Raw genomic sequence first — 12,121 nt, forward strand, 5'->3', positions numbered from 1 at the left:
GTAGCGAAGTGGGTGGGCGGGGTGGAAGTATTGCCAATGCTGGATCTTGGTGGATTTTGGCGAGCCTGTCGTGCGCAATGCCGCGATAGAGCGACGGCGGGATACCCGCTCCCTGACCCATGTGAAAGGGTGGCTGATCACGTTGGTCGAATCAGCCGGCTACCAAGGGTTGGCCCGCCCTCGCATCCGGTGATGTAGAGCTCGCGTGCCAACACTTCGTGTTGGGCGCTTGTCTGGTTGGCCACGGGAAGCGTCGGGTCCCGATTCTGATGCCGGGTAGAAAGGACGCGATCCCGTGGCGGCCTCGTCCTTTTAGTTGAAGGTCACCACGACCACCCTGCCGCGGACCGCCGTGCTCGAACTGGCAGCGACTTCATAGGTGCTTATGGAGGACGTATCGGCGATCCCGGCGCACATCCCGCTCGAGGCCGGAACGGCGCCGGCGCTCCTAGGGCTGCTGCCGTCGGAACGACCGGAATGCAGGTACCAGTCGGCCGTTGAATAATCACACGGAGCCCTATTGATACTTCCTACAAAGTGAATGACTCCGTGGATGGTCTTCTCTTCTGTCGCATGGGAAACCGCTGAGAATGCGGTCAGCACAAGAGAAATAGCTATCAGGATTGTTTTCATGGTTTGACCCTCCTTCTGACATAGGGTCAGTAAAAATCAGAAGGCTCTTACCTTCCACGTCCTGGGCGTCCGGTTTTTCTGTAGGAATCAGGAGTCTGTCTGAAGGAGCTTCGCATCTTTCGGACGATTCCTATGCGGAATGTGTACCTATCCTCAATTCCTTCTGATTAGGAAATTTCCCACATCCACTCTCTCGCGATGACGGGGCATCATTGAGAATTTTCCCAAAACTATCTGAAGGTGTTTTCTGTCAGACATTCGCCGCTGGCACATCGCTCCGGGTTCTTTAAGGCAAAAAAAAGCCCCCGCTGGGGCCGACATCCCAGCGGGGGCGAGGGTGGTCCTCGAAGGACCTCAGTGTGAGCGTTCGGACCAGGCCTTGAGCAGGCTCGAGGCCAGTCCATAAAGCGTCAGGAGGATGGCGAAGCCGAGGCAGGTGGACATGGCTGTTCCCCCAGCGCCACGAGGTCGGTCGAAGCCGCCTCGTGGAGCACCCTGGATGGATTACTCGTTGACCTGGCGCAGCTTGGTGGCCGGGGTGTCTCCGAGGTTGTTGAGAACGCGTTCGCTGTACCAGTCGAGGAAGTTGATCACACCGAACTCGTAGGTCTTGGAGTACGGGCCGGGCTGGTAGGCGGTGGAGTTGATGCCGCGCTGGTTCTCTTCGGCCAGGCGACGGTCCTGATCGTTGGTCGCATCCCAGACTTCACGCAGCCGGGCAACGTCGTAGTCCACGCCCTCAACCGCGTCCTTGTGTACCAGCCATTTGGTGGTGACCATGGTTTCCTGGGCGCTGATGGGCCATACGGTGAATACGATCAGGTGATCGCCCATGCAGTGGTTCCAGGAGTGCGGCAGGTGGAGGATGCGCATGGAGCCCAGGTCAGGGTTCTTGATGCGGCCCATGAGTTTCTTCGAGCCCTGCTTGCCGTCCATGGTCATGGAGACAGTGCCGTCGAGCAGGGGCATGCGCACGATGCGGTTGCGCAGGCCGAAGCTGGCGTGGGCATAGGGGATCTTCTCTTCGTCCCAGGCCTTGGTGCAGGCGGCGACCTGATCCTTGAACGCCTGGCTGGCGCGCGGGTCGGTGACGTCGTCCCATTCCAGCAGGGTCTTCAGCAGTTCCGGGTGCGAGCCATTGCAGTGGTAGCACTCGCGGTTGTTCTCGATCACCAGCTTCCAGTTGGCCTTTTCCATCAAGGTGGTCTGTACCGCCACCTTGGTGTTCTCCATGTCGTACGGCTCCATGTAATGGGCCAGGGTCGAGAGGAAGTCATCGATGGCCGGTGGATTCTCGGCCAGCGAAATGAAGATGTAGCCGCCAGCGGTCTTCACGTTGACCGGCTTGAGGCCGTATTCCTTCATGTCGAAGTCGGCGCCCATCTCGGTGCCGGCGAACAGCAGGCGGCCGTCCAGCTCGTAGGTCCACTGGTGGTAGGGGCAGACCAGCTTGGCAACCTTGCCCTTGTCGCTGACGCACAGGCGCGAGCCACGATGGCGGCAGACGTTGTGGAAGGCATGCACCTGGCCTTCGGCGCCACGGATGACGATGATCGGGTTGTCGCCGATCTGCAGGGTCAGGTAGTTGCCCTTGGCGGGGATCTCGCAGGTCATGCCGGCGATCAGCCACTCCTTGTGGAAGATCTCCTGCATGTCGATCTGGAACAGGCGCTCGTCGTTATAGAACGGCTGCGGCAGGGAGAAGCTGTGGTCGCGTTCGCGGAGCATGTCGGCCGTAGCCTTGCGTGCGGGTTCAAGTGGATCGCCCAGGCTCAGGGTGGAAGTGACGTCCATCGGTAACTCCTCAATGGCTGGTCGCGTTCGCGACCGCCGCAATAAGTGGCTGGTTCGGTTGTCACGCAAGGCGGCTTGACCTGCCCTCGTTGCTCGCCTGCCGATTGGCTGCCCTGCTGCGGGTGCGAGGGTGGTTCGCTCAAATGCCTTATGGTTCGGCTGGAGCTGAGTGTGCTGGCGCGCAGAGGTACGACCTTATCCACGGGCGACATGGGAACATCCGTTTCCGACGCGCAAGCCCCGGTGGTTGCTGGCAGGTCGCGATGAGCATGTGAATGTCGCGGACAGGTAAATGGGCCGTTTTTGCGTTATTCACAATCCGCCACATTAGGCCGATATCCGGCCACGCGCGGAGCAGCGTCCATGACCAACAATTTCCTCAATCCCATCACGACCCAGACCTGGACCAACGGCCGGCACATGGTTCGCTGCGTCAAGGCGATCCAGGAAACCTGGGACGTGCGCACCTTCTGTTTCATGGCCGACCAGCCGATGGTGTTCTTCTTCAAGCCGGGGCAGTTCGTGACCCTGGAACTGGAGATCGACGGCCAGCCGATCATGCGCTCCTACACCATCTCCAGCTCGCCGTCGGTGCCCTACAGCTTCTCCCTGACCATCAAGCGCGTGCCGGGCGGCAAGGTTTCCAACTGGCTGCACGACAACCTGAAAGAAGGTGACGTGATCCCGGTGCACGGCCCGGTGGGACTTTTCAACGCCATCGACTTCCCGGCGGAAAAGGTGCTGTTCCTTTCCGGCGGTGTCGGCATCACCCCGGTGATGTCCATGGCGCGCTGGTTCTTCGATACCAACGGCGCGGTGGACATGATCTTCGTCCACAGCGCGCGTACGCCGAAGGACATCATTTATCACCGCGAGCTGCGCCACATGGCCTCGCGCATCAACAACTTCAAGCTGCACCTGATCTGCGAGAAGTACGAAATCGGCGAAACCTGGTCGGGTTATCGTGGCTACCTGAGCCGCGCGATGCTCGACCTGATCGCCGGTGATTTCATGGAGCGCGAGATCTTCTGCTGCGGCCCGACGCCTTACATGGCCGCGATCAAACGCCTGCTGGAAGCGGCCGGCTTCGACATGAAGCGCTACCACGAAGAAGCCTTCGGCCCGACGCCGCCGGAAATCCGTGCGGAAGTTAATGAGCATGCCGCTGAGGCGGCCGAAGCGGCCGCCGAAGTACCGGCTGGCGATATGAACCTGGTGGAGTTCACCGGCACCGGCAAGAGCATTCGCGTCGCTCCCGGCGAGACCGTGCATTCGGCCGCCGCCAAAGTCGGACTGCATATTCCCAAGGCCTGTGGCATGGGCATCTGCGGTACCTGCAAAGTGATGAAAATCGCTGGCGAGGTGGAGATGGAGCACAACGGCGGCATCACCGACGAAGATGTCGCCGAGGGTTACATCCTTTCCTGCTGCAGCATTCCCAAGGGCGACGTGGCCATCGACTACTGATGGTTTTCTGAGCATCTCTCTCCAGCCCGCGCCCCCCGCGGGCTGGCGCCATCTGTCCACAGCTTGTGGGCGTAGCGGTGCACAGTTGCTGTGCGCAACTCACTGAAATTGCTGGAAAAATAACCAAACCTCGGCAACTCCTGCAGGCCGCGGCCTAGCGCCAGGGACGAACAGCTTGTCCACAGGCTGGTCCACTGTTCGTGGGGGAAACCCCCGCTATGCTTGTCCGGATGACTTTCCCGCCGGTGCATTGCCTGTGCCGGTACTTTGCGGCCTGCCTGAGGTGCCCATGCGATGAAACTCTACTTCTCCCCCGGAGCCTGTTCGCTCGCTGTGCATATCGTCCTGCGCGAGATCGGCAAACCCTTTGCCTTGGAAAAGGTCGACCTGGGTGCCCACAAGACAGCCGCCGGCGATGACTACTACCGCAGCAACCCCAAGGGCTATGTGCCCTTGCTGGAGCTGGACAACGGCCAGACGCTGACCGAAGTGCCGGTGATCTGCCAGTACCTGTGCGATCAGGCCGGCCGCACCGATCTGATGCCGGCCGCTGGCACACTGCCGCGGTATCGCGTGATGGAATGGCAGTCGTTCATCAACAGCGAGGTGCATAAGTCGTTCGGTGCCCTGTTCAACCCGGCGCTGGACGAAAAAGCGAAGGCGACCTACGCCGGGATGGCGCATCGGCGCCTGCAGTGGGTGTCTGAGCAGCTGCGAGGCCGGCAGTTCCTCACCGGCGACGACTTTACCGCAGCAGATGCCTACCTCTTCACCGTGACCAACTGGGCGGGCTTCCTGAAAATGGATATCTCCGACTGCCCCGAACTCCTGGAATTCCAGGGCCGCGTGGCGAGTCGTCCGGCAGTGCAGGAGGCGCTGAAAGCGGAGGGGTTGGTCTGAGTGGCACTGTCATTGTGGGGGTGAATTCAGTGGCTCTGACTGCATGACGTGTTGCAAGCAGCTGCATTGCCCGTAGGAGCTGGCTTGCCAGCGAATGGCCGCGTTTCGCTGGCAAGCCAGCTCCTACAAGATTTCAAAGGGCAGGCATTGCCATCGATATCGCCCCTACAAAGAAACGCGCATCCACCTGCTGGTTCAATCCTCTTCCTGCACCGCCTTGTAGGTTCCGGCCAGTTTCTGCTGCACATCCTGCGGTGCGGGGCTGTAGTGGCTGAGAACCATGCTGAAGGCGCCGTGGCCCTGGGTAATGGCCTTGAGGCGCCCGGCGTAGCCGTCCAGCTCAGCCAGGGGCACCTGGCCGAAGACCAGCGCCAGGCCTTGGGACAGGGACTCGGTCCCGGTCACCTGGCCGCGGCGGCCGATCAGGTCGGTGGTGATATCACCCAGATTCGCCTCCGGCGCCGTCACTTCGACGGTGACTACGGGTTCCAGCACCACTTCGCCGCCCGCGCGCAGGGCATCGAGCATGGCCTTGCGCCCGGCGGCCTGGAAGGCGATGTCCTTGGAGTCGACCGGGTGGTGCTTGCCGTCGTGGACCGTGACTTTGACATCCTGCACCGGAAGCCCGGCCAGCGGCCCGCAGGCCAATACCGAGCGGACGCCCTTTTCCACCGAGGGGATGAACTGGGAAGGGATCACGCCGCCCTTCACTTCATCGATGAAGGTAAAGCCACTGCCCCGGGGTAATGGCTCGACGCGCAGGAACACCTCGCCGAACTGGCCCGCACCGCCGGTCTGCTTCTTGTGCCGGCTGTGGCCCTCGGCAGGGCGCGTAATAGCTTCTCGATAGGGGACCTTGGGTGGGCGGGTCTCCACCTCCACCTTGTACGAACCGGTGATGCGGTCCAGCAGGTAGCGCAGGTGCAGTTCGCCCATGCCGCGCAACACGGTCTCCTGGGTGGAGGCCTGGTAGTCGAGTTTCACGCAGGGGTCTTCGGCTTGCAGGCGGTTCAGCACTTCGGCAATGCGCTGCTCGTCGCCACGGCGCTTGGCCTCGATGGCAAGGCCCTGCATGGGCGCTGGGAAATTCAGGGGCTTGAGGTGAATCTGGTCTTCGTCGTGGGAGTCGTGCAGCACCGAGTCGAACTCCACGTCGTCCACCTTGGTCAGGGCGCCGAAGTCGCCCGGTATCAGCCGAGTCACTTCCTCATGGCGCTTGCCTTGCAAGCGCAGCAAATGGCCGAGCTTGAAGGGTTTGCGGCCGTCGCCGACGAACAGTTGCATGTCCCGCACCAGGGTGCCCTGGTGCACCCGGAAGATGCCGAGCTTGCCCACGAAAGGGTCGATTACCACCTTGAACACGTGGGCCAGCACGTGTTGCTGCGGGTCAGGCCGGGAGCGGAAGGCCTTGGCGTCCGCTCCCTCGCCCTTGAGAAAGAGCGGTGGGTTGCCCTCGGTGGGGTTGGGCGCCAGGCGCGCGAGGATATCCAGTAGCTCGGCCACCCCGGCGCCGGTGCGTGCGGAGGTGAAGCACAGGGGGATCAGGTGCCCTTCACGCAGCGCCCGCTCGAAGGGCTCGTGTAGTTCCTCCGGGGCGATCTCGCCCTGTTCCAGGTAGCGGGCCATCAGGTCCTCGTCGACTTCCACCACCTGGTCCACAAGCGCCTGGTGTGCGTCGGCCACGGAAGAGAAGTCGGCTTCGCCGGCAGGATTGAAGAAGCAATCCACCACGCGGCTGGCGTTATCGGCCGGCAGGTTGAGCGGCAGCACTTCCTTGCCGAAGACCTCGCGCAGATTGGCCAGCAGGGCCGGCAGGTCCACCCGCTCGGCGTCGATCTTGTTCACCACCAGCATTCGGCACAGCCCGCGCTCGGCCGCCATGGACATCATGCGGCGGGTGGTGAGCTCGATGCCGTTCTGCGCATTGACCACCACCAGCGCGGTTTCCACCGCAGCCAGGGCGGCGATGGACTGGCCGATGAAATCCGGGTAGCCGGGTGTGTCGATCAGGTTCAGCTCGGCGTCCGCGTGGCTGCAGTGGGCCAGGGCCGAGGCGAGGGAGTGGCGGTACTCACGCTCCAGCGGGTCGAAGTCGCACACCGTGTCGCCGCGCTCCAGGGTGCCGGCGTTGGGGATGGCGCCACTGCGGTGCAGCAAGGCTTCCGTCAGGCTGGTCTTGCCGCTGTCGCCGTGGCCGACCAGGGCGATCGTTCGAATGGATTCCACCGAGTAGTTCGCCATGAGTACCTCCGCGCGCTGGGGTGTTTCCAGTATAGGCAGGCGCGCCATGGCTGCTCCGGATGCTCGGATTTTGCCGCAACGTATTGATATTGATCGAAAAATGTACGAGATCCGCTAAGCCGCGCCATTTCTGGCGCCGCAAGGGCTCTGTACAGCTTATGCACAGAAGACTCCACTGGCTTTGTGAGTAAACGCACGGTTTTCCACTGTTTGACATGACTTTCAGGCCGCCCAATGGGAATAAACACTGGTCGAGCGACAACTGATCGATGCTCTGTACAGCCCGTGTTTACTGCTTCCAGTTGATTTACAAACGGCTTTTCCACAGGGATATGCACGGATTGTGTGCGCAAGTTTTTGGCCGGCAGGTTCTTTTGTGCATCAAATTGGCAGGATGCCAGGAATGACGGGGCTTGAGCTATACAGCGGCATCAACAACATTTCCACAGGATTATCCACAGTGCCTGGGGGTAATCGTGGTGACATGGAGTTCTGGTCAAAAAGTGATCAGGTTGCTGTGCCTCAGGTGGGACGAGGGCTACAGGCTGTTTTCCACAGCTTGTGTACCTTTCGCTACACAGATTCTGTGTGGAAGAGGTGGCAAGTTGTTGAAATAGATCAGGAAATATCCAGAAGGCGGAAGGCCGCGGCGGGCGTGGGCTGCAGCTGTGGGTCTACAGATTGTCCACAGGTTGGTCCACGGAAAACGGGGGTAAGGCGGCGAAAGGAGGGCGGAAACACTTGTAGGGGCGATTTCAATCGCCAAGCAGACCGAAGGTCTGCCCTGTCGGCGCAATAGGGCAGCTGCGCTGCCCCTGGCGAATGAATTCGCCCCTACAGTGCTCGGTCACGCTGGGATCAAACCGCCATCGCCGCCCGGATATCCGCCGCCAGCTCGCGCACGCGGTCCATTTCGGTATCCCAGGAGCACATGAAGCGGGCACCGCCGGCGCCAATGAAGGTGTAGAAGCGCCAGCCCTTGGCGCGCAGGTATTCCAGCGCCGGCTCGGACATCTGCAGGAACACGCCGTTGGCTTCCACCGGGAACATCAGGCTGACGCCGGGCACGTCGGCCACCAGCTCGGCCAGCAGTTGTGCACAGGCGTTGGCATGCTTGCCGTAGTGCAGCCAGGCGTCGTCCTGCAGCAGGCCCACCCAGGGCGCTGCGAGGAAGCGCATCTTCGAGGCCAGTTGGCCGGCCTGCTTGCAGCGGTAGTCGAAGTCCTCGGCCAGGTCGCGGTTGAAGAAGAGAATGGCCTCGCCCACCGCCATGCCGTTCTTGGTGCCGCCGAAGCAGAGCACATCCACCCCGGCCTTCCAGGTCAGGTCGGCCGGCGAGCAGCCGAGGAAGGCGCAGGCATTGGAGAAGCGCGCACCGTCCATGTGCAGGTTCAGGCCCAGCTCCTTGCACACCTGGCTGATGGCGCGGACTTCCTCGGGGCGGTAGACGGTGCCCACTTCGGTGGCCTGGGTGAGGGTGACCACGCGGGGTTTGGGGTAGTGGATGTCCTGGCGTTTCAGGGCGATCTCGCGGATCGCCTCGGGGGTCAACTTGCCGTCGGTGGTCTTGGCCAGCAGCAGCTTGGAGCCGTTGGAGAAGAACTCCGGCGCGCCGCATTCGTCGGTCTCGACGTGGGCGGTCTCGGAGCAGATCACGCTGTGGTAGCTCTGGCACAGGGAGGCCAGGGCCAGGGAGTTGGCGGCGGTACCGTTGAAGGCGAAGAAGACTTCGCAGTCGGTCTCGAACAACTGGCGGAAATGGTCGGAGGCGCGGGCCGTCCACTGGTCCTCGCCATAGGCGCGCTCATGGCCGTGGTTGGCCTCGGCCATCGCGGCCCAGGCCTCCGGGCAGATACCGGAGTAGTTGTCGCTGGCGAATTGCTGGGTCTGGTCGGTCATGTCCTGGTCCTTCTGTCCGTTCGCCTGCAGGCACAGGCGTATGGAGGCTAACTTTACGCCAGGTTTGACGCGCGGGATTCGCTCGAGGCGACATCCTTTTCTGCCAGCGGCGCCTGGTCAGGAACCGGGAACTCAACCCTCACAAGGCACCTCAGAACCCAATAGCGCGCTTCAAGGCGACGCCCCACCCAGGAAGGAGAACCGCCATGCGTTACGCAACCCTGATCGCCCTGTTCGTTCCCGCCCTGTTCGGCTTGCCGGTCGTTGCCGCCGAGTGGCCCAGCGGCGAGCGCGACCACTTCATCGAGGAGTGCAAGACCAGCGCCCAGGCCAGCATCGCGCAGGACAAGCTGCAGCGGTACTGCAGTTGTGCGGCCGATCAGGTCAGCAGCGAGTTCAGCAGCACCGAGCTGGAAACGTTGAAGGATCAGAAGACCCCACTGCCTGAACAGACCCACCAGCGCCTGCTGAAGGTTTCCCAGGCCTGCCTGAGCCAGCTGAACGATTGATCAAAATTTGATCGGTCGGCGGCGGGCCAGGCAAGACGCGGGCTGTGTGGCCGATCCCACAGTTTGTCCACAGGACCGTCCACGCTTTGTGGGGATAGACCTCAGTCGGCCGGCTGCCAGGCGGCGGCACGCTCGCGGATATCGGCGGGGAAGGCACGCGCCCGGCGCACCTGGGTATCCAGGTGAACGCCCACCAGGGTGGTGACGGCGGCGATCTCGCCGGTTTCGTCGTTGCGCATCTCATGACGGAAGCGGATCGACTTGTCCTTCATCTCCAGCACCTGGGAGTGGATGGATACGACATCGCCTGCGTGCAATTCGCGGCGGTACTCGATCTGCTGTTCCACCGCCGCCATGCCGGCGTTTTCCTCGCGCAGGCGCGACGGTGCCAGGCCCAGCAGGGTGAAGAGCTGCCAGGTGGCCTCGTCGAACTTGCCGACGTACCACATCACGTTCATGTGGCCCATGTGGTCGCAGTGCCAGGGATAGACGGCGCCGCGATAGGTGAGGGTGTCGCTCATGTCAGGCTGCCTCGTTCTGCTTGGAGTGACTGAAATCCGCCAGCACCTGGGGGAACTGGTTGATCACGATGGAGAGATGGCCTTCCTGTGGGTAACTCCGCAGGTGCGCTTGTGGCAGCCGCGCCTGCAGGTGGCGGCCCATGACCGCCGGTACATGACGATCCTGGCCGCTCTGATAGAGGTGCACCGGCACCTGGATCTCCTCCAGGGCGAAGTGGCGGGGTGAGGCGATCAGCGCAGCTTCCGTGCAGGCGCCGCGGATGCCCTGGCGATAGGCTTCGGCGAGAAACGCCGCGAAATCCCCGGCGGCCTCCGGGGCGGCTGCCAGCAATTGGCGGTCCGGTTCGGCCAGCAGTCCGGCTAGCGCCTTTACCGCCCGTTCCGGGTTATGCCTGAACAGCAGGCTGTCCAGCGCCAGGAGCGGACTGGCCAACCTGGGGTGGACGCGGGCCAGGCCGAACATCAGTTTGAGTGCCGGGAGTTGCGCCGTGCGCAGTTCGGGAATGTCCATCGGCCCCATGCCGGCCAACAACCCGACGTAGTTCAGGCGCTCACCCATCTGATGGGCACAGGCAAGCGCATAGGGGCCGCCACAGGACACCCCGAGCACGCCGAAGCGCCGGTGGCCGAGGGTATCGGCCATGAAGGCCACGTCCTCGGCCCAGCCGAGGATGCTGCGACCAGCCTGGTAGTCGGACCAGCCGAAACCGGGCCGATCCGGCGCCACCAGGCAGACGTCTGCCTCCAGGGCTTGTTCATGGTGCAGCGCGGCTTGCAGACGGCTGCCGGGAAAACCATGGAAGTAGTAGAGCGGGCGGCCTTCGCTGGCGCCGTAGAGTTGGTAGGCCAGGGTGCGGCCGTCTGGCAGCCGCAAGCGCCGGGGCCGGGCATCGGGTCGTGTCATGGGGAATTCGGTTCAGCGTTGGTTGCGGGAATGGGCCCCGGCGAGCAGCCGGTCGGTGGCGACGATGGCGCGGCTGTGCTGGCCCTCGCCAATCAGGCCGCCCTCGTCGAAGGCTTCGACCTTGAACAGGTAGAGCTTGCCTTCCTGACCGAGGAAGGTGGCGCGGGCCGATACGCGGACGCCCACCGGGGTGGCGCCGAGATGGCGGATATCCACACCGACGCCCACCGAGAGCTGGCCGTCCTGCAGCAGGGGGCGCATGCAGCGCGATGCCGCCAGCTCCATCAGGGCGATCATGCGTGAGGTGGCGAACACCTCGGGGAAATCGTCGTCAGGGGAAAGAGGCAGGGCCTTGGCGGTGTCGCTGGGCAGGACGATGAAATCAGCCTCTGCCTGGGTGCCGGGATTCATGGGGCGGGTCTCCGTTGTTCTTGTGACTTGAACGTTAGCCTGGGTTTCGGGCTGCTCATAATTTGAACGGAAACTTTTATACCAGCAGCCAAAGCCGGGGTTGGCACGGGTTACAAAATTTAATCGTGTGTTTAATTTCTCCCAGGCTGTGCATTTATTGATCAACTTCGGCAAAGTCCCCGGCCACCGGGCCCCTGGCCGGACGCTCACACCTTATCCACAAGCCCCTGCACAGATTCTGGGGGCAGCTCTTTCTACAAGTGGCTGAAATGGCTCAAGAATTGACCATTCGGCTGGAAGCGGCGCCGTGCCTGGGGCAGGGCGGTGGCTCTACAGCTTATCCACAGCATGATCCCCGGTTTCTGTGGGTGAGGCGGTGGAGGGGTGCATTTTCGGGTCGGATACGGACAGATTCCCCCGGCGTTGGATCGGGAGAATCGCCGTAGGGAAGGGCAGGCCTGTGGCCCGCATCGCGAATGAGTTCGCTCCCACCTATCGCTCCTACATTGCCTCAATCGGGGAACCGGCATGGCCATCAGCGTGTTCGACCTGTTCAAGATCGGTATCGGCCCTTCCAGCTCGCACACCGTGGGCCCGATGCGGGCGGCGGCGCTGTTCGCCACGGCGCTGCGTGAGCGCGGCCTGCTGGACCAGGTGCGACGGGTCGAAGTGCGCCTGTATGGCTCGCTGTCGGCCACCGGCGTCGGCCACGGCACCGACCGCGCCACGCTGGTGGGGCTGATGGGCGAGTGGCCGGACCGCGTCGACCCGAAGCAGATCGCCCCGCGCATCGAGGCGCTGCAGGCGTCCCGCGAACTGCTGCTGGACGGCAGCCACCCGGT

Annotated in this window: 11 protein-coding genes; 4 read left to right on the plus strand and 7 right to left on the minus strand. The window is 62.8% G+C overall.

The genetic code is table 11. The features are described from left to right. Positions 1-312: 312 nt before the first annotated feature. Entirely contained in the window at positions 313-633 is a 321-nt protein-coding gene (locus tag FFS60_RS27780; protein WP_028630424.1) for a hypothetical protein, read from the minus strand. 504 nt (positions 634-1,137) lie between these two features. Next, a complete protein-coding gene (gbcA, locus tag FFS60_RS27785) occupies positions 1,138-2,427 on the minus strand; it encodes a glycine-betaine demethylase subunit GbcA (RefSeq protein WP_028630425.1) in 1,290 nt (429 codons plus the stop codon). Between the two features lie 363 nt (positions 2,428-2,790). Between gbcA and gbcB the strand changes: the two genes are divergently transcribed. Beyond that, positions 2,791-3,894 carry a glycine-betaine demethylase subunit GbcB gene (gbcB, locus tag FFS60_RS27795; RefSeq protein WP_028630426.1) on the plus strand — a complete coding sequence of 368 codons (1,104 nt, stop codon included), beginning with the start codon at positions 2,791-2,793 and terminating at the stop codon, positions 3,892-3,894. Between the two features lie 294 nt (positions 3,895-4,188). Then, entirely contained in the window at positions 4,189-4,794 is a 606-nt protein-coding gene (gstA, locus tag FFS60_RS27800; protein WP_137823806.1) for a glutathione transferase GstA, read from the plus strand. A gap of 195 nt (positions 4,795-4,989) precedes the next feature. Here the strand turns inward: gstA and fusA are convergent, their stop codons facing one another. Continuing rightward, complete coding sequence (gene fusA, locus FFS60_RS27805; protein WP_256658172.1) at positions 4,990-7,083, minus strand: elongation factor G; 2,094 nt, start codon at positions 7,081-7,083, stop codon at positions 4,990-4,992. Positions 7,084-7,893: 810 nt separating this feature from the next. Next, on the minus strand, positions 7,894-8,934 hold the full coding sequence (locus tag FFS60_RS27810; RefSeq protein ID WP_028630558.1) for a low specificity L-threonine aldolase: 1,041 nt from the start codon (positions 8,932-8,934) through the stop codon (positions 7,894-7,896). Positions 8,935-9,140: 206 nt separating this feature from the next. Here FFS60_RS27810 and FFS60_RS27815 point away from each other — a divergent pair, with 206 nt between their 5' ends. Further along, the gene (locus FFS60_RS27815; protein ID WP_028630557.1) at positions 9,141-9,443 is read left to right on the plus strand and encodes a hypothetical protein; all 303 of its coding nucleotides are present in this window, start codon (positions 9,141-9,143) and stop codon (positions 9,441-9,443) included. 101 nt (positions 9,444-9,544) lie between these two features. Here FFS60_RS27815 and FFS60_RS27820 read toward each other — a convergent pair whose 3' ends face one another. Genes FFS60_RS27820 through FFS60_RS27830 form a run of 3 tightly spaced genes read right to left on the minus strand, consistent with a single transcriptional unit; the run spans position 9,545 to position 11,279 of the window. Beyond that, positions 9,545-9,964, minus strand: a complete 420-nt coding sequence (locus FFS60_RS27820) for a thioesterase family protein (protein ID WP_028630556.1) — start codon at positions 9,962-9,964, stop codon at positions 9,545-9,547. A gap of 1 nt (position 9,965) precedes the next feature. Continuing rightward, on the minus strand, positions 9,966-10,868 hold the full coding sequence (locus FFS60_RS27825) for an alpha/beta fold hydrolase (RefSeq protein WP_137823807.1): 903 nt from the start codon (positions 10,866-10,868) through the stop codon (positions 9,966-9,968). A 12-nt stretch (positions 10,869-10,880) separates the two neighbouring features. Continuing rightward, positions 10,881-11,279 (minus strand): thioesterase family protein, encoded by a 399-nt coding sequence (locus FFS60_RS27830; protein ID WP_028630554.1) that lies wholly within the window; start codon positions 11,277-11,279, stop codon positions 10,881-10,883. Between the two features lie 528 nt (positions 11,280-11,807). Here FFS60_RS27830 and FFS60_RS27835 point away from each other — a divergent pair. Then, positions 11,808-12,121: serine dehydratase beta chain (locus tag FFS60_RS27835; protein WP_305955960.1), on the plus strand; the 314-nt coding region annotated here is incomplete at its 3' end.

Origin of the sequence: Pseudomonas sp. D(2018) (genome assembly GCF_005502555.1) — a bacterium.
GTDB lineage: Bacteria > Pseudomonadota > Gammaproteobacteria > Pseudomonadales > Pseudomonadaceae > Metapseudomonas > Metapseudomonas resinovorans.